Below are 21986 nucleotides of genomic sequence, written 5' to 3'. Positions count from 1 at the left end.
CGCGGCCACTGCCGTGCCCCGATCGATGCGGATCAGCCGCCGAGGATCTCCGCCATGTCGACGCGGCGGCCCTCGGCGACGGAACGGCTCGCCGCCTCGGCCAGCGCCAGCGCCATGTAGCCGTCATGCCCCGTCGTCAGCATCGGCGTACCGTTCGTGAGGGCCGACAGGAAGCTGGCGATTTCCGCGGCATAGGCCGCAGCGTAGCGGTCCATGAAGAAATTCTGCAGCGGCGGCCGCGAATAGCCGGCGGCGGATGCCACCGTGACGTTGGCCTCGTGCTGGTTCTCGGCCGAGACCATCCCGTCCGAGCCATGCGCCTCGATACGCTGGTCGTAGCCGTAGGTGGCGCGGCGCGAGTTGGTGATGACCGCCTGCCGGCCGCTCGCCGTCGTCAGGATGACGCTCGCCGTGTCGACATCGCCAAGTTCGCGGACACGCGGGTCGACGAGGACCGAGGCCGTCGCCATCACGCTCGCCACCTCCTCGCCGAGCAGATGCCGCGCCATGTCGAAATCGTGGATCGTCATGTCCCGGAACAGACCCCCGGAGCGGGGCAGGTAGTCGAGATGCGGCAGGCCGGGGTCGCGGCTGGTGATGATCACCTGCTCGACGGCGCCGATCCGCCCCTCGTCGATGGCGCGCTTCACGGCGGCGAAATGCGGATCGAACCGGCGGTTGAAGCCGACCATCAAGGGCGTGCCGGTTTCGGCGACAACGGCGAGGCATTGCCGCACCCGATCGAGCGACAGGTCGATCGGCTTCTCGCAGAAGATCGGCTTTTTCGCCCGCGCGAACATCTCGATCAGATCGGCGTGGGTGTCGGTCGGCGTGCAGATCGCGACGGCGTCGACATCGCTGGAAGCTGCGATCTCGGCGATCGTTCGCACCGGACAACCATAGGCGGTGGCCAGGGCCTCGGCGGCCGGCGCCATGGCGTCCGCGACGGCGGCCAGGCGCGCACCGGGCGTTGCGGCGATCGCCGCCGCGTGGACCTTGCCGATCCGGCCGGCGCCGAGGACTGCGATGGAAAGCGACATGTCAGGTTTCCGTTCTGGGAGATGAGTCAAAGCGTGAAGGCATCGCGGAAGCGCTGCAGGGCGAGAAGATGATCGCCCTCGGGCAGAGCCTCCAGCCCGATCGTGCCGCGATAGCCCATCGCGTGAAGGGCGCGTGCGACGCGCGGATAGGCGATCTCGCCGGTCCCCGGCTCGTGCCGGCCGGGCACGTCCGCGACCTGGATCTCGGCGATGTGTGGCAGCGCCTGCCGGCAGAGCTCGATCAGATTCCCCTCCCCGATCTGCGCGTGGTAGAGGTCGAGATTGAGCTTGATACCGGGCCGGCCCACCGAAGCGACAAGGGCAAGGCAGTCCTCGGCACGCGCGAACGGCACGCCCGGATGGTCGACGGCCGTGTTCAGGTTCTCCAGCATGAAGGTGACGCCGGCCCGCTCGCCGAGATCGGCGAGGCGGTCCAGCGTATCGCGTGCCTTCAGCCACATCGGACCGTCGGCCCCGGCGCTCGGCACCACCGGAAGCCCCTTGGCGTCCAGCCCGGTCCCGTGAAGATTGAGGCGCGGGCATCCGAGTTCCAGGGCGACAGGGATCGACTGCGCCGCTGTCGTCAGCAGTTCGTCCGCCCCTGCGTCGTCGGCGAGCGCACCGCGCAGATAACCAGTCATCGAAGAGAACTGCGCACCACTTCGCGCCAGCGCCGCGACGTCGTGGCGGGACCAGTCCCAGATCTCGACGGCAAAGCCCAGCTCGGCGAGCCGTATGGCGCGTTCCGGCATCGGCAGGTCGGTGAAGACCAGCTCGGCGCAGACGGCGAGAGGGAATGCCGCGTTCATCCGCGCACCGCCGCTACGGAGACGCGTCGCCCGTCGTCCCGCGCGGAAGCCGCGATCGCATGGACAACGCGCTCGATTTCCAGCGCCTCGGCAAAGTCCGGGCCGGGCCTTGGCCCACCCGCGAGGCCCGCCAGCAATTGCGCGGCCTCGATGGTCTTCAGGTCGTTGAAGCCGAGCCCGTGCCCGGGCGCGGGGCAGAAGGCGCCATAGGGCGCATGGTCGGGGCCGGTCAGGATCGTGCGAAAGCCCCGCTCGGCCTTCGGGCCTTCGTTGATGTAGAGCTGCAGTTCGTTCATCCGCTCCTGGTCGTAGACGATCATGCCTCGGCTGCCATGTGCCTCGAATCCGAGACTGCCCTTGCGGCCCCAGGCGGCGCGCGAGATCGTCAGCGCGCCGTGGAAGCCGGCAGAAAATCGCACCAGCGCACTCGCGACGTCCTCGTTCTCGACGGCGCCCTCGCCGCCTTCCGGCAGCGGCCGCGTCGCATAGGCGGCGCCCATCTCCGCCACCACGGAATCGATTGGTCCGCCGAGCGCCGTCAGCAGCGAGACCAGATGGACGCCGATATCGCCAAGCGCACCGAGACCTGCCTCGGAGGCCCGGCAACGCCAGGTCCAGGGCAGCGTTTCGTCGGCCTGGTAGTCCTCGTCGACCCAGCCACGCAGATGGAACAGCCGGCCGATCCGGCCCTCGGCCACCAGCTGGCATGCGTGCGTGAAGGCTGGGTTGCGCAAATAGTTGTAGCCGACGAGGGTGAGGCGGTCGCCGCGCGCCGCGGCCATCGCCTCGGCGTCGGCAAGCGTGACGCCGAGCGGCTTCTCGCACCAGACGTGCTTGCCGGCCGCCAGCGCCGCCTCCGCCATCGGGCGATGCAGGGCGTTGGGTGTGGTGATCGAGACGACATCCACCGCCGGATCGGCGATCAGCGCCTGCCAGTCGTCGCCGGCGGTCTCGAAGCCGAACTGCCCGGCCATCTTGTGCGCCGTGTCGAGCGGCGTGTCGCACAGATGCACGAGCCGCACCGGCGGCAGGCCACCCATCACCGCGTTCGCATTGCGCCACGCCAAAGCATGCGCCTTGCCCATGAAGCCGGTGCCGATCAGACCGATGCCGATTGCCATATACCCTCCTCCCCCTCGGCGGCCGTCATACCAGCTGTGGAATTTTCATTCCATTATTTTCTTTCTCGGGGTATCGACGATAATCCTGCCCAGGACGGAGCCGAACATGCCGGACGAGACCGCACCACAGAGCATCGAGGCGTTCCACCGGCGCCTGCAGGAGGTCACCGGCACGCTGCCCAAGCGCCTGGCGCAATGCGCCGAATATCTTGCCGGCCATTCGGATCGCATCGCGCTGTCCACCGTCGGGGAACTCGCGAAAGCGGCGGGAGTGCAGCCTTCGGCGATGATGCGTTTCTGCCAGATCATGGGATTCTCCGGCTTCTCGCAGATGCAGCGTCTCTTCCGTGAGGGCTACGCGCAGGTCTGGCCGGACTACGGAACGCGGCTCCGCAACCTCGGCGAGGCAGGCTCGGAAAGCCCCGCCGCGCTGCTTGCCGAATTCATCGAGACGAGCCAGCTGTCGCTCGAGCGTCTTGCCCGAACGTTCGAGAGCGAGGCGCTGGACCGCGCCGTCGACGCCTTGGCCGGAGCACGCACCATCCACGTCGTCGGCTTGCGGCGCGCCTTCGCCGTCGCAGCCTATCTCGACTACGTCTTCGACAAGATGGCGGTACCGGCGATCCTGCATGATGGATTGGGGCGGCTCGACCGGCGCCACGCCCTCATGCCGGACGACGCGCTGATCGCCGTCAGCTTCGCGCCCTACAGTGCCGAGACAGTAGAACTCGCCGAGCACGCGCAGCAGCGCGGCCTCCCGGTGGTTGCCATAACCGACACGGTGCTGAGCCCGCTGAATGGCATCGGCGCCCATGTACTGACCGTGACGGAGGCCGACTTCGGCGCCTTCCGCGGCCTGTCGGCGACGCTGTCGCTGTCTCTGGCGCTCGCCGTTGCCACCGGCGCGCGGCGACGCGGCTCGGGCAGGCCGCTTGCGTTACCGGTAGAAATGGAATAAATATTCCAGAAGGCGTCGGGAGGATGCCGGGCAGGCGCGTGCCTGCCGTCTCAACGGGAGGAACACGATGAAACGCATTCTCGCAATCGCGTCGCTGGCGCTTGCCCTTTCCGGCGGCTCGGCCCTGGCCCAGACCATCATCGTGGTCACGCACGGACAGGCCAACGACGCCTTCTGGTCGGTCGTCCAGAACGGCACGCAGGAGGCCGCGAAGGACACCGGCGCCAGCGTCACCTACCGCGCCCCGGAGACCTTCGACATGGTGGCCATGGCCTCGCTCATCGATGCCGCCGTCAACCAGGAGCCGGACGGCCTCGTCGTTTCCATTCCCGATGCCGATGCGCTGAGCGAGTCGATCAAGCGTGCCGTGGACGCCGGCATCCCGGTCATCTCGATGAATTCCGGCGGCGACGTGTCGAAGGATCTCGGGGCGCGGTTGCATGTCGGACAGTCGGAACGCGATGCGGGCCGCATCGCCGGCGAACGGCTTGCAGAACTCGGCGGCAAGAAGGGCATCTGCGTCAACCAGGAAGTCGGCAACGTTTCGCTCGACCAGCGCTGCGAGGGCTTTGCGGAGGGTTTCGGCGAAGTATCGGTGCTGCCGACCTCGAACGACCCGCAGGACGTCCAGTCGCGCGTGCGGGCCGCGCTCGATTCCGATCCTGAGATCGACACGATTCTTGCGCTCGGCGCCTCGACGGCGGGCGAGCCTTCGGTTGCGGCCGTCCAGGCGACTGGCCGCGGTGACGAAATCCGGGTTGCGAGCTTCGACCTCTCGGCGAACTTCCTCGAAGCGGTCGCCAACGACCAGGCGGCATTTGCCATCGACCAGCAGCAGTTCCTGCAGGGGTATCTGCCGGTCGTCTTCCTGGCGCTCAACGCCGAATACGGCCTGATGCCGGGCGGCGACGTTCCGTCGGGGCCGAACCTCGTCGAGAAGGACGCCGCCGAGATGGTCATCGACCTGTCGGCTCGCGGCATCCGCTGATCCGCTGGGTCGGAGGCGGCCCCTGCCGCTTCCGACTCCGGCCTTTTGCCAGGATTTACCGGGAAGCCGGGCGTGGTCGCGCGCCCGCAGAACAGACCGTCCGGCGAGTGACCTGACGGTCCAGAGACGAGGATCACCATGGCCGTCGACAAGACGCTCGACGACGAGCGGCTGAAAAAGGTCTCCGCGCTATCGCGGATCATGCAGCGCCCCGAACTCGGCGCCCTCGCCGGTCTGGTCCTGGTGACGGTGTTCTTCTTCTTCACCGCGGACCCGGTGATGTTCAGCCTTGCCGGCGTGATCAACTTCATGACGCCGGCCGCGCAGCTCGGCATTCTCGCGCTCGGTGCGGCGCTCCTGATGATCGGCGGCGAGTTCGACCTGTCGGTCGGCTCGATGGTGGCTTTCGCCGGTCTGATCTTCGGCGTCGGGCTGACGCTCTACGACCTGCCGCTGAGCCTCGCGATCCCGATGACCTTCGCCGTCGCGGCGATGGTCGGCGGCATCAACGCCCAGATCGTGCTGCGCACCGCCCTGCCCTCCTTCATCGTCACCCTCGCCTTCTTGTTCATCCTGCGCGGCCTCAGCCTCGTCGGGCTGAAATGGGCGACCGGTGGCGCTACCCAGCTTCGCGGCATCCAGGGTTCGGTCGAAGGCGACTGGCTGCTGCCCATCTTCTCGGGCGACGCATTCCCCGGACTTTTCCGCTGGCTCGCCGAAATCGGCGTCGTCGGCAGCTTTGCCAACGGCATGCCACGCGTCAGCGGCATTCCGGTCGAGATCGTTTGGTTCGTCGTCCTCACGGCGGTGGCGACCTGGATCCTGCTTCGCACGCCCTGGGGCAACTGGATCTTCGCCTCGGGCGGCGACCAGACCGCCGCGACGAACTCGGGCGTTCCGGTGCGCAAGGTGAAGATCGCCCTCTTCATGCTGACGGCCTGCTGTGCCGCCCTCGTCGCCATCATCACCGTCCTCGACGCCGGCTCCACCGACGCCCGTCGCGGCTTCCAGCGCGAGTTCGAGGCGATCATCGCCGCGGTCATCGGCGGCGCGCTGCTGACCGGCGGCTACGGCTCGGCGATCGGCGCCTTCTTCGGCTCGATCATCTTCGGCATGGTGATGATCGGCCTCTCCTACACCGACATCGACCAGGACTGGTACCAGGTGTTCCTCGGCTCGATGCTGCTCATCGCCGTCGTGTTCAACAATCTGATCCGCAAGCGCGTGACGGGGGAGCGTTGAGATGAGCGAAGCCATCCTGGAAATGCGCGACATCGAGAAGCACTTCGGCAATATCGTCGCTCTGGCCGGCGTCAGCTTCGACGTGCGCCCCGGCGAATGCCACTGCCTGCTCGGCGATAACGGCGCCGGCAAGTCGACCTTCATCAAGACGATGTCCGGCGTTCACAAGCCGACGCGCGGCGATATCCTCGTCGACGGCCAGCCGATGAATTTCTCCAGCCCGCGCGCCGCGATGAACGCCGGCATCGCCACGGTCTACCAGGATCTGGCCATGATCCCGCTGATGAGTGTGACGCGCAACTTCTTCATGGGGCGCGAGCCGACCAAGGGGAAATGGCTGTTCAAGCGCTTCGACGTCGAGCATGCCAACCAGGTGACGATGGAGCACATGCGGTCGATGGGCATCGCGCTGCGCGAGCCGGACCAGGCGGTGGGCACGCTGTCGGGCGGCGAGCGCCAGACCGTCGCCATCGCCCGGGCGGTCTATTTCGGCGCCCGCGTCCTGATCCTCGACGAGCCGACCTCGGCGCTGGGCGTGCGCCAGACCGCCAACGTCCTCTCCACCATCGACCGGGTCCGCAAGCAGGGCGTCGGCATCGTCTTCATCACCCACAACGTGCGCCACGCCATGGCGGTGGGCGACCGCTTCACCGTGCTGTCGCGCGGCAAGACGCTCGGCACCAGCCGGCGGGGCCAGATCACGGCGGAAGAGCTGCAGGACCTGATGGCCGGCGGCCAGGAGATGGCAAAGCTGGAATCGAGCCTCGGGGGCACGGTGTGAAGCGCCTCGACGTCATCACGATCGGGCGTTCGTCGGTCGACCTCTACGGCGCGCAGGTCGGCGGGCGGCTCGAGGACATGGGCTCGTTCCACAAATATCTCGGCGGCTCGCCCACCAACATGGCGACGGGCACGGCGCGGCTCGGGCTGAAATCGGCGCTGATCACCCGCGTAGGCGACGAGCACATGGGCCGCTTCATCCGCGAGGAGCTGCAGCGCGAGGGCGTCGACGTGCGGGGCGTGAAGACAGACCCCGACCGCCTCACCGCCCTCGTCCTGCTCGGCATCCGCGACGAACATCGCTTTCCGTTGATCTTCTACCGCGAGAACTGCGCCGACATGGCGCTCTGCGAGGACGACATCGACCTCGGCTTCATCGCCGAGGCGCGCGCGGTGGTGGCAACTGGCACGCATCTGTCGCATCCGCGCACCGAGGCGGCCGTCCTCAAGGCGCTGCGCCTTGCGCGTGACGGCGGCGCCCGCACCGCGCTCGACATCGACTACCGGCCCAATCTCTGGGGCCTCTCCGGCCATGGCGACGGCGAGAACCGCTTCATCGAGAGCGACGCGGTCACCGCCCGGCTGCAGGGTCATCTCGGCCTGTTCGACCTGATCGTCGGCACCGAGGAGGAGTTCCACATCGCCGGTGGCTCGACGGAGACGCAGGCGGCGCTCGAAGCCGTGCGCGCCCTGACCGGCGCGACGCTGGTGCTGAAGCGCGGCGCCGCCGGGGCTGTCGCCTTTGCCGGCCCGATCCCGGCCGATCTCGACGACGGCGAGGCCGGGCCCGGCTTCCCGATCGAGGTGTTCAACGTCCTTGGCGCCGGCGACGGCTTCATGTCCGGCCTGCTGAAGGGCTGGCTCGACGACGAGAGCTGGCCGAAGGCGCTCGAATACGCCAATGCCTGCGGCGCCTTCGCCGTCTCGCGCCATGGCTGCACCCCGGCCTATCCCAGCCTGGAAGAGCTGCAGTTCTTCCTCGCCCGCGGCATCAGCACGCCAGCACTGCGCCATGACGCCGAACTCGAGCAGATCCACTGGTCGACCAACCGGCACGTGGACTGGCCGGCGATGCGCGTCTTCGCCTTCGACCACCGCATGCAGCTGGAAGAGCTCGACGGCGCGACGCCGGAGCGGATCGGCGCATTCAAGCTCCTCTGCCTGAAGGCCGCGATGCAGGTATCCGCCGGCCGCCACGGCTACGGCATTCTCTGCGACGACCGGCTCGGCCGCGCCGCTCTCCATGCCGCGTCGGGCACCGGGCTCTGGGTCGGCCGTCCGGCGGAGAAGCCGGGCTCGCATCCGCTGGCGCTGGAGGCCGAATTCGGCGAGGATTGCGGCAATCTTGTCGAATGGCCGCTGCACCAGGTCGTCAAGGTCCTGTGCTTCTGCCACCCGGACGACACGGCCGAGATCCGCGCCGACCAGGAAGCAACGCTGAAGCGGCTCTATCGCGCCGCCCGGCGCAACCGGTTGGAGTTCCTGCTGGAGATCATCCCGTCGAGGCTCGGTCCCGTCGACGACGAAACCAGTGCCCGCCTGATCCGGCGCTTCTACGAGATTGGCATCCATCCCGACTGGTGGAAGCTCGAACCGCTGACCAGCAGCAAGGCATGGGAAGCGGCCTGCGCGGCGATCGCCGACAACGACTCGCATTGCCGCGGCATCGTGGTACTCGGCCTCGACTCCAGCGAGGCGGATCTCGCCGCGAGCTTCGCCGAGGCGGCGCGGCACGATCTGGTCAAGGGTTTTGCCGTCGGGCGCACGATCTTCGGCTCGGCCGCGCGGGACTGGCTGGCCGGCGCGATCGACGACGACGCGGCGGTGGAGCGGATGACGCAGAACTTCTCCCGGCTCTGCGGCCTCTGGGACACCGCCCGAGCCTCAACGAAGGAGACGGCCGCATGACGACGATCCGGCTGACGGCGGCGCAGGCGATGGTTCGCTGGCTTAGCGCGCAGATGACCCCGTCGGGCGAGCCCTTCATCGCCGGTTGCTGGGCGATCTTCGGCCACGGCAATGTCGCGGGGCTCGGCGAGGCGCTCGAAGGCGCCCGGGAGGTCCTCCCGACGCATCGCGGCCAGAACGAGCAGACTATGGCGCATGCCGCCATCGCCTATGCCAAGCAGTTGCGGCGCCGGCGCGCGATGATGGTCGCTTCCTCGATCGGGCCGGGCGCCACCAACATGGTGACCGCCGCCGCCCTCGCCCACGTCAACCGCCTGCCGGTGCTGCTGGTGCCGGGCGACGTCTTTGCCGGCCGTGGCCCCGACCCGGTGCTGCAGCAGATCGAGGATTTCGCCGACGGCACGGTTTCGGCCAATGACTGCTTCCGCCCGGTCAGCCGCTATTTCGACCGCATTACCCGACCCGAGCAATTGCTGACCGCCCTGCCCCGCGCCATGCGCACCATGGCCGATCCGGCCGATTGCGGCCCGGTGACGCTCGCCTTCTGCCAGGACGTGCAGGCGGAGAGCTACGATTGGCCCCAGAGCTTCTTCGCCGAGAAGGTCTGGCCCTTCCGCCGCCCTGCGCCGGACCCGGTCGAGGTTGAACACATCGCCGGGATGATCCGCGCGGCGAAGCAGCCGGTGATCGTCGCCGGCGGCGGGGTGCACTACGCCGAGGCCGCGGACGCGCTGGCCTCGTTTGCGGCCCGGTTCGGCATCCCGGTCGTCGAGAGCCAGGCCGGCAAGTCTGCCCTAGCCTGGGACCACGATTGGAATTACGGCCCGGTCGGCGTCACCGGCGCCTCGTCGGCCAATATTGTGGCGGCCGGGGCCGACCTCGTCATCGGCGTCGGCACGCGCTTCCAGGATTTCACCACCGGCTCATGGGCGCTGTTCAAGAACCCCGATCGCCGCCTCGTCTCGATCAACGTCGCCGCCTATGACGCGATGAAGCACGGCGCCGAGCCGCTCTGCGCCGACGCGCTGACGGCGCTCGAACACCTGACCGAGGCGCTCGGGAGCCATCGCGCGCCAGCGCCGGAGCCCGGCCTGAAACAGGCCTGGTTCGCCGCCGTCGATCCGCTCACCGACGCGCCGGACGGTGGCAACGCGCTGCCCACCGACCAGCAGGTCATCGGCGCCGTGCAGCGGGCAAGCCATGCCGACACGGTCGTCATGTGCGCCGCCGGCACCATGCCGGGCGAGTTGCACAAGCTCTGGAAGGCGCCCCGTCCCGGCGCCTATCACATGGAATACGGCTATTCCTGCATGGGCTACGAGATCGCCGGCGCGCTCGGCATCAAGCTGGCCGAGCCGGATCGCGACGTGGTCTGCATGGTCGGCGACGGCAGCTACATGATGGCCAATTCCGAGCTCGCGACGGCGGCGATGATGGGCGTGCCCTTCACCGTCGTCCTCACCGACAATCGCGGTTATGGCTGCATCAACCGGCTGCAGGTCGCCACCGGCGGCGCCGAGTTCAACAATCTCTACGCCCATACCGGCATGCCGAACGCCCCCGCCATCGACTTCGTCGCCCATGCAAGGGCGCTCGGCGCCGAGGCCGTGAAGGCGGCGAGCATCGGCGAGCTGGAGGCAGCGCTCGCCACGCGTGCGGGCAAGACGGGCCCCTTCGTCATCGTGGTCGACACCGATCCCTATCCCTCGACGCCGCATGGCGGGCACTGGTGGGACGTCGCGGTTCCGCAGACGTCGGATCGCGAAGAAGTCCGCGCCGCCCGCAAGGCCTATGAAGACCAGCTGAAAGAACGCTCATGACGCTCTACGGAACCAACCCCATCGCCTGGTCCAACGACGACGACCAGACGCTCGGCGCCGAGATCACGCTGGAACAGTGCCTGGACGAGGCCGCGGCGATCGGCTTCGACGGCATAGAGAAGGGCCACAAGCTGCCGACGACGCCGGAAGGCATCGAACGCGAGCTCGGCGGACGGGGCCTGCGCTACGTCTCCGGCTGGCACTCGCTGAACCTTTTGACGCAGGACCTCGAGACCGAGAAGGCGGCGATGCAGCCCTTCCTCGACCTCCTGAAGGCGGTCGGATCGAAGGTGATCATCGTCTGCGAGACCTCCAACGCCATCCACGGCGCCGACGGCGTGGCGGTGAACGACAAGCCGGTGCTGCAAGAGGCCGACTGGCCTGCCTTCGGCGCCGGGATCGAGGCGCTGGCGGCATTCGCGGCCGCTCAGGGGATCACGCTTGCCTATCACCATCACATGGGGACCGTGGTCGAGACGCCGGACGAGATCGACCGCCTGATGGCGAACACCGGCCCGGCGACGAAGCTCCTCTTCGACACCGGCCACTGCTTCTTCGGCGGCGGCGATCCGGAAGCGGTCGCTTCGCGCCATATGGCCCGCGTCGCGCATTTCCACGCCAAGAACGTCCGGCCGGAGATCATGCGGCAGGTGCGGGAGGAAAACCTCTCCTTCCTCGAAGGCGTGCGGCGCGGCGTCTTCACCGTACCCGGCGACCCCGAGGGCGGCGTCGACTTCCTGCCTGTCCTGCGCATCGCCGCCGAGCATGGCTATGCCGGATGGCTGGTCATCGAGGCCGAGCAGGACCCGGCGCAGCGCAACCCGCGCCATTACCAGTCGATGGGGCTGAAGGCTCTGCGCGGCTTCGCGCGGGAGGCCGGGCTCGACCGCAGCGAGGCCGCGGCATGAAGCTCCTGCGCAAGCCAACCGGTACCCACGGCCTCGTCCACGACGTCACGCCGCAGAGCGCCGGCTGGTCCTATGTCGGCTTCAGGCTCTGGCGCCTCGCCGCCGGCGAGAGCGCCGAAGGCATGCTCGGCACGGACGAGGCGATCATCGTCATGGTCGAGGGCAAGGCCGCGATCACCGCGGCGGGCACCGACTGGGGCGTCCTCGGCGAGCGCATGGACGTCTTCGAGAAGACCCCGCCGCACTGCCTCTACGTCCCGAACGGCAGCGACTGGAAGGCCGTCGCCGAGACCGACTGCACGCTGGCGCTGTGCCTTGCGCCCGGCAAGGGCGGCCACGAGGCCCGTCGCATCGGCCCGGACGGGATCACCCTCACCCAGCGCGGCGAGGGCTCCAATGCCCGCTTCATCAATAACATCGCCATGGAAGGCGAAGACGTCGCGGACTCGCTGCTCGTCACCGAAGTGTTCACGCCGGCCGGGAACTGGTCGAGCTATCCGAGCCACCGGCACGACGAGGACCGGTTTCCCGAGATCACCTATCTCGAGGAGACCTATTATCACCGGCTGAACCCCGCCCAGGGCTTCGGCGTCCAGCGCGTCTACACCGAGGACGGCACGCTCGACGAGACCATGGCGGTGAAGAGCCACGACCTCGTCCTGGTGCCGCGCGGCCACCACCCCTGCGGCGCACCGCACGGCTATGAGATGTATTATCTCAACGTCATGGCCGGCCCCTTGCGCAAATGGCGCTTCGTCGCCGATCCGGACCATGCCTGGCTGATGTAGCCGGCGCCCTCAGGGCGTGATCGCCACCTTCAGCACGCCGTCGCGCTGGTTGGCGAAGAGCTCGTAGGCTTCCTCGATGCGCTCCAGCGGAAACCGGTGCGTCACCATCGCCTGCAGGTCGATGCGGCCGGACGCTACCACGTCCATCAGCCGGCGCATGCGCTCCTTGCCGCCGGGGCAGAGCGTCGTGACGATCTTCAGGTCGCCGAGCCCGGCCATGAAGGGACCGAGCGGGATGGTCAGGTCGCCCGAATAGACGCCGAGGCTGGAGAGCGTGCCGCCCGGCCGCAACACCTTGAGGCAGGATTCGAACGTCTGCTGCGTGCCGAGCGCCTCGATGGCGACGTCGACGCCGCGGCCGTCGGTCAGCTTCATGATCGCTTCCACCGGGTCGCCGGCCTTGAAGTCGACGACGTGGTCGACGCCGAGCCTGCGGGCCATGGCCAACCGCTCGGGCACCGTATCGACGCCGATGATCGTCGTCGCGCCCATCAGCCGGGCGCCGGCCGCGGCGCATAGCCCGATCGGCCCGAGCGCGAAGACCGCCACCGTGTCGCCGATCCGCACCTTGCCGCTTTCGGCGCCCGACAGGCCCGTCGACATGATGTCGGGACACATCAGCACCTGCTCGTCGGTCAGCGCGTCGGGCACCGGGCTGAGATTGGCCATCGCGTCCGGCACCAGCAGATATTCGGCCTGGCAGCCGTCGATCGTGTTGCCGAAGCGCCAGCCGCCCATCGGCTTGAAGCCGTGGCGCGTGCCCGCCCCGTCCTGGGAATGGCAGCCGCAGAGACAGGCGTAGGAATGGCCGCTCGGCGTGATCGCGCCGGCGATGACCCGCTGACCCTCCTGGTAGCCGCTGACGGCGGAGCCGAGCTTCTCGATCACGCCGACCGGCTCGTGGCCGATCGTCAGGCCCTTCTCGACCGGATACTCGCCTTTCAGGATATGCACGTCGGTGCCGCAGATCGTCGTGGTGGTGACGCGGATCAGCGCGTCGAGCGGCCCGACATCGGGGATCGGCTTCTCATCCAGCACGATTCGACCGGGCTCGACGAAGATGGCGGCTTTCATCATGCGCGTCATGGCGACTCTCCAGTGGGCGTCATCTGATCGGCGGCGGCCGCGGCGGCGCAGCACGCTCTGCTGTCTCGATAGCGCAGTCCGGACGCTGCCGACTTGATGCAGAGCAAGTCGCGTCCGGCCGACCCGGGCCGACGGCACGATGCCTTTGCTGCCGGGAGGGAGGAAGGGACAACGGCTGCAAAAGCTCAGGTAAGGGTTCGACTCCCGGCGCTTCCTTCGCCATTGTCGCCGCGTCACCAGCCGAGAGTTATCTTTGCCATGCAGCGGCACGATCCAGCGCCCATACGCCGAACCGTGCGCAAGTCGCGAATGCTGCGGCGATCCCGGGTGGTCTGGGGCACCCAGCGCGTCTGGCGGCCCCGGCTGATCTTCTGGGCGGGCGCACTGGCGATCGGTCTGGTCAGCGTCGGCTTCGCCCTCCTGGCGGACGCCGCGCACCAGGCCTTCGAATCCATCCGCTCAAGTGCCGGATTCGGCACCGTCGCCATGCTGGTGCTGCCGCCGGCGGGTTTCGCCCTCTCGGCCTTTCTGACGCTGCGCTTCTTCCCCAATTCGCAAGGCAGCGGCATCCCGCAGGCGATCGCCGCCCGTCACCTCGAACTCGATGCCGATCGCGGCCAGCTCCTGTCGCTGCGCATCGCGGCCGGGAAGATTCTTCTCACCCTGCTCGGGCTCCTGTCCGGCGCCTCGATCGGGCGCGAGGGCCCCACCGTCCAGGTCGGGGCGGCCATCATGCTGGCAGCGGGGCGCCTCGGCGGCATGGTGCAGGCCCGCGGCCTCATCCTCGCGGGCTCGGCCGCCGGCATCGCCGCGGCCTTCAACACGCCGCTCGCCGGCATCGTCTTCGCGATCGAGGAGATGGGCCGCGCCTACGAGGCCCGGACCAACGGCCTCGTCCTCTCCGCCGTCGTTCTCGCCGGTCTCGCCTCGCTCGGCCTGACCGGCAACTACACCTATTTCGGCGAGAGCAATGCCGTGGCGAACACCCTGCAGGACTGGGGTCTGGTCATCGCCTGCGGCGTCATCGGCGGCGCCCTCGGTGCGGTGTTCACCGCCAGCGCCCTCTGGATGCTGCGACGCATCCGGCGCTGGTCCGCCAGCCTGCCGATGCGGCGCGCCGTCGGCGCGGCAGCGATCTGCGGGGTTGTCGTCGCAGCCGTCGGGTTCATCTCCGACGGCGCCACCTACGGCACCGGTTACGAGCAGGCGCGCAGCGCGATCGAGGGTGACCCGCTGCCGCTGTTCTTCTTCGCCGAGAAATTCGTCGCCAGCCTCGCCTCGATGGCGTCCGGTATCCCCGGCGGGATCTTCGCTCCGTCGCTGGCGGTGGGAGCTGGCCTCGGCTCCACCATCGGTGTCATCGTCGGCGCCGGTTCCGGCCTTGCCGCGACGCTGGCCATGGCCGGCTATTTCGCGGGCGTCGTTCAGGCGCCGATGACCGCCTTCGTCATCATCCTGGAGATGACCGGCAACCACGGCAACGTCATCCCGCTGATGCTCGCCTCGCTGCTCGGCTTCGGCACCGCCCGCCTGGTCTCCGGCGCGCCGCTCTACCACAGCCTCGCGCGCAACTTCGTCGCCGACGTGCTGCGCTTGCGCCGCTCGCAGGCGCGCGACATCGAGGAAACCGCCCCATAGACCCCCATGCAGGACAAGACGGGCGGCCGGTCGACGCGATACAAGCTGCCTTCATGTACCCGGTGACTACCGGGAGAGCCTCTCAAGAACCGCTTCGAACAGGTCGGCGGCATCGTTGGCCAGCGCTGCGCCGAGGCACAGACCCCAGACCTTCTCCTCGGCTTCTCCTTCAGCCTTCTGCAGGTTCTCGTCGGCCGCCTCCCGAAGGCGCTGGATCATGTCGACAATCGCCTCCTCGGGATCTGGAATGTCGGCATTCATGCGCGTCTCGCGGTATCCGTGAACGATCAAGTGCCAAAACCGGCAGTCCTCGGATATCGTAAATAGGGCCGGTGACGCGATTTATCGCGTTCCGCTTGCAATCGGCGCGGCAAAACCGCCAGCCGCGACAGCTGCTCCTGCCAATTCAGAGGCGCGCGGCGGATCGCGGCAAGGGGCTGGTGCATGCAGCCGCCAGTCCTTGCCGGATCGCGTCGCAAGCCTCAGCCGCCGGCGATCCCGGCTGTCAGCTGCCGCCATGCGTCTTCTTCCGGATGATCGCGGCGCCGCTCGCCGTAGAACTGCGCGATCAGGCGGCGCTCCGAATCGTAGAGTTCGACCGTGGTAAGGTCGCCGTCCTTCGACGGCTTGCGGACTTCGAATGCCTCGGCCACCAGATCCTCGCGCAGATGCAGGTCGAAGCCCGGGTCGAGGACGTTGATCCACGGCCCCATCGCCTTGATGGTCTTCACCTTGCCGGTGAAGATCTGGATGCAGCCGCGGCTGCCGACGAAGCACATGATCGGCAGGGCCTGCTCGCTCGCCGCATTCAGCAGCGCCGTGGCGGCGCCCTGTCCCAGGCGCCGCACATGAGCCTCGTCCATCAGGTCGAGCGAGCCGCGGCGATCCAGCCCGTGCCGGCGCAGCATCGGGAAGAACTCGTGGACGTCCCGCATGGCGGCGAACTCGCGGCGGAACGCCTCGGCATCGGCCGTCCCGGTGAGCTCCTCGACCGGATAGGCAACGACCGCGAGCGGCTGCGGCGCGGGATCGGCGAAACGCTCCCGCAGCGTCTCGAAGGCGGCGACGTCGGAGGCGGGACGCAGATGGATCTTGATGACCGCCTCGCCGGCCGCGTCGAAGATCTGCAGGCTGCGGCGCGGGCCCTTCTCGTCCGGCAGCTCGACCGCGAACGCATGGTGCCAGTGCTTGAGCAGCAGGCGGAGGTCGAGCGGCGGGTTGAGCACCAGCCCCATGTGCCCCGACAGGCTGATCTCGCCGAAGGTTCCGACGATCTCGTGCACCGCAGCCTCGTTGCGGGTGAGCGACATCACCTCGCCGAGCGACGGCAGCGCCTCGACGATCGCCGCCATCTCGGGCCGCAGGCGGACCACTTCGGGACCGTCATGCTCGGCCAGCAGTTCGGCTTCTGAAAGGCCGCGTTCGCGGGCGAGATCGCGCGAGCGCTTGCCTGTCGCGAAGAACGGCACGGCCGGTGTCAGCGCGGCGGCGAGAGAAGAGGCATCCATGGCGTTTTCCTGGGTTTCAGGCCGCGGTCTGCGGCAGGACGAAGGGAATGCCGGGCGGCGGCAGTGCGCCGACCCGCAGCTTGAGGTCGAAGACGCTCTCGATGAGCCGGTCCGTGAGAATGGCGGCGGGCGAGCCATCGGCGACGATCGCGCCATGCGCCAGGACGACCAGACGATCGGCGAAGCCGGCCGCGAGGTTGAGGTCGTGCAGGACCGCGACGACCCCGCCGCCGGCCCGGGCGAAGTCGCGCCCGATCGACAGCACCGCCAGCTGATGGCGGATGTCGAGGCTGGAGATCGGCTCGTCGAGAAAGAGGTAGCGCGGCGTGCCGTGGACGACCGGCGGCCCGATCTGGCAGAGCACGCGGGCGAGATGCACCCGTTGCTGCTCGCCGCCCGACAGCTCCTGGTAGTAGCGCCCTGAAAAACCTGCCAGATCGACGCGATCCAGCGCGTCGACGATGTCCTGGACCCGGCTCGTCCGCCCGCCAGCATCGAGCCCGAGCCGCACGACTTCCGCGACGGTGAAGGGAAAGGCGAGCGCCGAGCTCTGCGGCAGAACCGCGCGGCGGCGGGCGAGTTCCCGCGCCGGGACGCTCGACAGCAGCCGATCATCGAGCAGCACGCTGCCCTCGTCGGGTGCGATCTCGCCGGCCATCAGCTTCAGCAGCGTCGACTTTCCCGCCCCGTTCGGCCCGACGACGATCGTGAAGGCGCCGGGCTCGACGTCGAGCGACGAGGGGTGGAGCGCGGCCCGGCCGCGATAATGCACGCTGGCTTCGTCGATGCGGATCATGCCCCTGGCCTCAATAATCCGCGACGCCGCGGCGGCGCAGCAGGATCCACAGGAACACCGGCGCGCCGATCGCCGCCGTCAGTATGCCGAGCGGCAGCTCGGCCGGCGCGACCAGGGTGCGGGCCGCCATGTCGGCGAACAGCAGAAGGCTCGCGCCGAACAGCGCCGAGGCCGGCAGCAGATAGCGATGGTCCGGCCCCAGCCAGAGGCGCAGCAGATGCGGCACGACGATGCCGACGAAGCCGATCGTGCCGGAAACGGCGACGGCGGCCCCGGTGGCGAGGGCGACGAGCACGATCGTCACGCGCTTCAGTGCCTGCACCCGCACGCCGAGATGAAAGGCTTCGGCCTCGCCGAGCACCACGCCGTTGAGATCGCGGCCGACCAGCGGCGCGAAGACCAGCGCGGCGACCATCATCGGCGCTGCGGCGGCCAGCTTCGCCCAGCTGGCGCCGCCGAGGCCGCCGAGCGTCCAGAAGGTCAGGTCGCGCAGCTGCTCGTCATTGCTCATGTAGATGAGGAAGCCGGTGCCGGCTGCCGCCAGCGCCCCGAGCGCGATGCCGGCCAGCAGCATCAGCGCGACCGAGGAGCGACCGGCCAGCGTGCCGATCCGATAGATCACCAGCGTCGCGGCGAGACCGCCACCGAACGCCGCCACCGGCAGCGCATAGATGCCGAAGAGGGCGGCGTAAGGCGCCAGCACGCCGGCGGACAGGACGATCGTCGCGACGGCCGCAAAGGCCGCACCCGACGAGACGCCTATGAGGCCCGGATCGGCCAGCGGATTGCGGAACAGGCCCTGCATCATCGCCCCGACCGTGGCGAGCGAGGCGCCGACGAGCGCGCCGAGCAGCACGCGCGGCAGCCTTATCTGCCAGACGATCACGCGGTCGGAGATCGTCTCGGTCGTACCGTTCGGTCCGTCGAGCAGGACGCGCATGACCGTCGCCGGCGACAGCATCGCCGGACCGACCGCCAGCGCCAGCAGCGCGGCAGTTGCGAGCAGCGCGGCAAGCACGCCGAGCCCGATCTTCGCGCGCGCACTGCGATCGCCGGAAAGGGCTGCGGCGCGCGACATCCGGCTCCCCGCGAGCGCCGGACTAACGGACATGAGCCGGCTCGGCGGACATGATGCCTGGGTAGAGCGCTGCCGCCAGTTCCCGCAACGCGCCCGGCGTCCGGGGACCGAAGCCCAGGAGATGCAGTGCGTCCATCCGGATGACGGTTCCCGCCTGCCCGGCCGGCGTCGCCGCGAGGCCCGGCACCGTCAGCGGATCGACCGCCTCCAGCCCAGGTCGGGTGACCATCAGGATGGCATCCGGCTCGAGCGCCGCCACCGCCTCCGAGGACAACGTCTTGTAGCCTTCGACGTCGCCGAAGACGTTTTTAGCACCGGCAAGACGGATGACGGCGTCGGCGCCGGTGCCGCTGCCCGCGGCGTTGATCCGCCCGTCTACCAGCGACAGGATGAACAGGACGCGCTTTCTGTCCTCGATGCCGGCAAGATCGTCCGCCAGCGCCTCGAAGCCGGCGTCGATCTTCGCCGCCATCGCCTCGCCGGCATCCGCCTTGCCGACGGCGGTGGCGACGGTGCGGACCTTCTCCGTCAGTTCCTCGACCGTGTAGCCGGTGAGCACGTGCTGCACGGCCACCCCGGCCGCGTCGATCAACTCGACGGCCTGCTGCGGGCCGGCCCCCTCATCCATCAGGATGAGGTCGGGTGAGAGCGACAGCACGCCTTCGGCGGAGAGCTGGCGCATGTAGCCGACATTGGGCTTCTCGGCGAGCGCCTCCGGCGGATAGAGGCTCGTCGTGTCGACCGCGACGACGCGGTCCTCCTCCCCCAGCGCATAGAGGATCTCGGTGATCGCCCCGCCGATCGTGATCACCCGCTGCGGCTCGGCGGCGGATTGCGCCCCGGCCGGCACGGCGAAGGCGCACAGCACGGCGGCGGTAGCGATGGCGGACAGGCGCATGGTCGATCCCTCTGGCTTGGATGTGCGCGGAGCCGACCGCAGCCAGCGCCGAATACATGAGCCTGATTGTCGTATTCGTCCCCGCCCGTCAAGAAGATGTCGAAGTTTTTGTAGAGTAGAATTCCTCTAAATTAGAACAATGCAAATCTGGAATTCGTCTAATATAGATTAAATGAATCTTTCTGATTGACTCTCCAACTTTTGCCTCAGTATCTAGCGTCATACCGGAAATCCATTGATGTATAACGTGGAATAATTCCAGAGAGCGCAGGCTCCGGGGCGCTGCGCGAGGGGCGATGACGATGCGTGACATGATGCGGGCGATGATGACGGGCGCGGCGGTTTCCGCCCTGCTGACGGGCGGTGCGGGGGCGCAGACCGTCACCACGCAAGACAATCTCACCCTCGACCCGGTCATCATCGAGTCCGGCGAAGCGGCGGCGAGCGAAGGTGTCGGCGGAACCGTCACGACCAGCACGACGCTGCGTGCCACCATCGACAACAAGCTGATCGACAGTATCGAGGATCTCGGCCGCACCGAGGAAGCCGGCATCAGCTTCAACCGCACCACGCGCTCGATCAATATTCGCGGCCTGGAAGGGCCGCGCGTGCTCACGACGATCGACGGGATCCGGGTGCCCTACCTCGCCGACGCGACCCGCGGCGCCAATGGCGGCGCCGACAGCTTCGACTTCAGCTCGCTCTCGGCGCTCGACCTGACGCGCGGCGCCGACCCGCTGCTCGGCTCTGGCGCCCTCGGCGGGGTCCTCGCCTTGCGCACGCTCGACCCGGAGGACCTCCTACCGGGCGACAAGACCTTCGGTGCCCTCACCAAGAACGGCTACGATTCGGTCGACGAAAGCTGGTTCACCTCGAACGCCGCGGCGATCCGCGTCGAGAACACCTACGCCCTGATCCAGGGCGGCTATCGCGGTGGCCACGAGATTGACAACCAGGGCGACATCGACACGCTCGGCGTGACGCGAACCGAGCCCAACCCGCTCGACTACGACCAGTACAATATCCTTGCCAAGCTGCATCAATATGTCGAAGGCGGACACCGCTTCGGCGTCACCGGCGAGATCTTCAGCCGCGACGACGACATCGACACGCGCACCAGCCAGGGCGCGACGGGAAACTATCTGGCGGGGAACTATTCATCCGGCGAGGACGTCAAGCGCGAACGCGCAATGTTGACCTACGACTATCTGTCGCCGGACTGGGGCGCCAGCTGGCTGGATGAGGCCTCGGCGGTTCTGTACTACCAGAATGTCGAGCGGCACTCGACGATCGATGCCTACCGCTCCACCTCCGTCGTCGGTCCCTATCACCGCGACAACAGCCTCGCCGAGGAATCCTTCGGTTTCAACGGCCACGCCACGGAGAATTTCGAGACCGGCATCGTCTCGCACCGGCTGACCTTCGGCACCGAGCTGCGGACCGCGACGACCACCCAGTATTCTTACGGCGAGGATAATTGCCGCCGGCCCTACACCGGCCCATTCGCGGTCTGCAACAATCTGCACACCAACCAGGCCGACACGCCGGAGGTCGACAGCAACTCCGTCGGCTTCTACGCCGAGGACGAGATGGGCCTGTATGACGGGCGCCTGCGCCTGACGCCGGGCCTGCGCTTCGACTGGTACGAGGAGACGCCGCAGCTCACCGACGAATATGCGGGAAGCGCGGCCTATGACGGGACGCTGCCGCCCGATTCCAGCGACACGGCGGTCTCGCCGAAAATCCTCGTGGAATACGATCTGCTGCCGGAGCTGACCGCCTATGCACAGTGGTCGATGGGCTTCCGCGCCCCGACCGTCAGCGAACTCTATTCGCGCTTCGGGGCCGTCGGCACCTATCTGCGCGCCGGCAATCCCGAACTGGAGGCCGAGCGCAGCGACGGCTTCGACATCGGACTGAAGTACGAGACCGCCGACTACGGCGCCCACGTCAACATCTTCCGGACGGAATACGAGAACTTCATCGACGTCGTGCAGTTGGCGCCATCCTGCTTCGTCGAGCCGACGAACTGCAACCCGCTTTATCCCCAGGGCGGCATCTCCAGCTACCGCAACATCCCCGACGCCCGCATCTCCGGCGTCGAGCTTGGCGGCCATGTCCGCTTCCTCGACTACTGGACGGCCCGCGGCTCGCTGGCCTACGCCGAGGGACGCAACCTCACCGACGACACCTATCTCGACTCGGTGCCGCCGCTGACCGCAATCCTCGGCCTCGGCTATGCGAGGCTCGAATGGGGCGGCGAGGTCACCACCAAGCTGGCGGCACGTCGCGACAAGGTCGACGAGGGATACGAGGCGCCCGGCTACGGCGTGGTCGACATGACCGCCTGGTATGCGCCGGAGGCCCTGCCCGGCTTCAAGGTGGCCGGTGGCATCTTCAACGTCTTCGACAAGACCTACTACGACGCGGTCAATGTGCCCGACAGCCCGTCGCAGCCGGATCTCTACTATTCCGAGCCCGGCCGCTCGTTCAAGGTGAACGTCACCTACCAGTTCTGAGCGAGGAGGCCCCAGGCCGCAGCCCTGCCGGCTGCGGCGCAGCGGGTCAGCGATGCACCTGCCTGCCTCCCTCCGGCAGCTTGCCCGCCGGCGGGAGGCAC

General features: G+C 68.2%; 19 protein-coding genes. 10 read left to right on the top strand and 9 right to left on the bottom strand.

Annotated features, from left to right (window positions below):
* Window positions 1-32: 32 nt before the first annotated feature.
* From iolG to GGR03_RS17970, 3 genes are read right to left on the bottom strand one after another with little or no spacing between them, the layout of a single operon-like run.
* Window positions 33-1040, bottom strand: coding sequence for an inositol 2-dehydrogenase (iolG, locus tag GGR03_RS17980; protein ID WP_183210167.1), 1008 nt, complete (start codon window positions 1038-1040; stop codon window positions 33-35).
* 26 nt (window positions 1041-1066) lie between these two features.
* Window positions 1067-1849 carry a TIM barrel protein gene (locus GGR03_RS17975; RefSeq protein ID WP_183210166.1) on the bottom strand — a complete coding sequence of 261 codons (783 nt, stop codon included), beginning with the start codon at window positions 1847-1849 and terminating at the stop codon, window positions 1067-1069.
* A complete protein-coding gene (locus GGR03_RS17970) occupies window positions 1846-2970 on the bottom strand; it encodes a Gfo/Idh/MocA family protein (RefSeq protein ID WP_183210165.1) in 1125 nt (374 codons plus the stop codon). The genes GGR03_RS17975 and GGR03_RS17970 overlap by 4 nt, the downstream gene beginning before the upstream one ends.
* Window positions 2971-3076: 106 nt before the next feature.
* On the opposite strand from GGR03_RS17970, the gene GGR03_RS17965 reads away from it, so the two are divergent.
* The 8 genes from GGR03_RS17965 (at window position 3077) to iolB (ending at window position 12362) form a co-directional block, all read left to right on the top strand.
* Entirely contained in the window at window positions 3077-3928 is an 852-nt protein-coding gene (locus GGR03_RS17965; RefSeq protein ID WP_183210164.1) for a MurR/RpiR family transcriptional regulator, read from the top strand.
* Window positions 3929-3995: 67 nt separating this feature from the next.
* Window positions 3996-4916, top strand: coding sequence for a sugar ABC transporter substrate-binding protein (locus GGR03_RS17960; RefSeq protein ID WP_183210163.1), 921 nt, complete (start codon window positions 3996-3998; stop codon window positions 4914-4916).
* Between the two features lie 138 nt (window positions 4917-5054).
* A complete protein-coding gene (locus GGR03_RS17955) occupies window positions 5055-6158 on the top strand; it encodes an ABC transporter permease (protein ID WP_210292203.1) in 1104 nt (367 codons plus the stop codon).
* Window position 6159: 1 nt separating this feature from the next.
* Window positions 6160-6939, top strand: a complete 780-nt coding sequence (locus tag GGR03_RS24395) for an ATP-binding cassette domain-containing protein (RefSeq protein WP_183210162.1) — start codon at window positions 6160-6162, stop codon at window positions 6937-6939.
* Window positions 6936-8846, top strand: coding sequence for a bifunctional 5-dehydro-2-deoxygluconokinase/5-dehydro-2-deoxyphosphogluconate aldolase (locus GGR03_RS17945; protein WP_183210161.1), 1911 nt, complete (start codon window positions 6936-6938; stop codon window positions 8844-8846). The genes GGR03_RS24395 and GGR03_RS17945 overlap by 4 nt, the downstream gene beginning before the upstream one ends.
* The gene (iolD, locus tag GGR03_RS17940) at window positions 8843-10666 is read left to right on the top strand and encodes a 3D-(3,5/4)-trihydroxycyclohexane-1,2-dione acylhydrolase (decyclizing) (protein WP_183210160.1); all 1824 of its coding nucleotides are present in this window, start codon (window positions 8843-8845) and stop codon (window positions 10664-10666) included. Before GGR03_RS17945 ends, iolD begins: the two co-directional genes overlap by 4 nt.
* On the top strand, window positions 10663-11574 hold the full coding sequence (gene iolE, locus GGR03_RS17935; protein WP_183210159.1) for a myo-inosose-2 dehydratase: 912 nt from the start codon (window positions 10663-10665) through the stop codon (window positions 11572-11574). Before iolD ends, iolE begins: the two co-directional genes overlap by 4 nt.
* Window positions 11571-12362, top strand: coding sequence for a 5-deoxy-glucuronate isomerase (gene iolB / locus GGR03_RS17930; RefSeq protein WP_183210158.1), 792 nt, complete (start codon window positions 11571-11573; stop codon window positions 12360-12362). The genes iolE and iolB overlap by 4 nt, the downstream gene beginning before the upstream one ends.
* A gap of 9 nt (window positions 12363-12371) precedes the next feature.
* Here iolB and GGR03_RS17925 read toward each other — a convergent pair whose 3' ends face one another.
* Window positions 12372-13448 carry an NAD(P)-dependent alcohol dehydrogenase gene (locus tag GGR03_RS17925; protein ID WP_183210157.1) on the bottom strand — a complete coding sequence of 359 codons (1077 nt, stop codon included), beginning with the start codon at window positions 13446-13448 and terminating at the stop codon, window positions 12372-12374.
* Between the two features lie 309 nt (window positions 13449-13757).
* Between GGR03_RS17925 and GGR03_RS17920 the strand changes: the two genes are divergently transcribed.
* Entirely contained in the window at window positions 13758-15086 is a 1329-nt protein-coding gene (locus tag GGR03_RS17920) for a chloride channel protein (RefSeq protein WP_343058864.1), read from the top strand.
* Window positions 15087-15152: 66 nt separating this feature from the next.
* Here the strand turns inward: GGR03_RS17920 and GGR03_RS17915 are convergent, their stop codons facing one another.
* The 5 genes from GGR03_RS17915 to GGR03_RS17895 form a co-directional block, all read right to left on the bottom strand.
* Complete coding sequence (locus tag GGR03_RS17915) at window positions 15153-15347, bottom strand: hypothetical protein (RefSeq protein ID WP_183210155.1); 195 nt, start codon at window positions 15345-15347, stop codon at window positions 15153-15155.
* 221 nt (window positions 15348-15568) lie between these two features.
* On the bottom strand, window positions 15569-16594 hold the full coding sequence (locus GGR03_RS17910; RefSeq protein WP_183210154.1) for a hemin-degrading factor: 1026 nt from the start codon (window positions 16592-16594) through the stop codon (window positions 15569-15571).
* Window positions 16595-16610: 16 nt separating this feature from the next.
* A complete protein-coding gene (locus GGR03_RS17905; RefSeq protein ID WP_183210153.1) occupies window positions 16611-17390 on the bottom strand; it encodes a heme ABC transporter ATP-binding protein in 780 nt (259 codons plus the stop codon).
* 10 nt (window positions 17391-17400) lie between these two features.
* Window positions 17401-18501 carry a FecCD family ABC transporter permease gene (locus GGR03_RS17900; protein ID WP_183210152.1) on the bottom strand — a complete coding sequence of 367 codons (1101 nt, stop codon included), beginning with the start codon at window positions 18499-18501 and terminating at the stop codon, window positions 17401-17403.
* Window positions 18491-19366: a heme/hemin ABC transporter substrate-binding protein gene (locus GGR03_RS17895; protein WP_183210151.1), complete on the bottom strand. Its 876-nt coding sequence runs from the start codon at window positions 19364-19366 to the stop codon at window positions 18491-18493. The genes GGR03_RS17900 and GGR03_RS17895 overlap by 11 nt, the downstream gene beginning before the upstream one ends.
* 302 nt (window positions 19367-19668) lie before the next feature.
* Between GGR03_RS17895 and GGR03_RS17890 the strand changes: the two genes are divergently transcribed.
* Complete coding sequence (locus tag GGR03_RS17890) at window positions 19669-21885, top strand: TonB-dependent hemoglobin/transferrin/lactoferrin family receptor (RefSeq protein WP_183210150.1); 2217 nt, start codon at window positions 19669-19671, stop codon at window positions 21883-21885.
* The last annotated feature ends 101 nt before the right edge of the window (window positions 21886-21986 follow it).

Origin of the sequence: Aurantimonas endophytica, from assembly GCF_014196845.1 — a bacterium.
Classification (GTDB): Bacteria; Pseudomonadota; Alphaproteobacteria; order Rhizobiales; family Rhizobiaceae; genus Aurantimonas; species Aurantimonas endophytica.
This window is presented reverse-complemented; position numbering and strand designations above follow the sequence as displayed.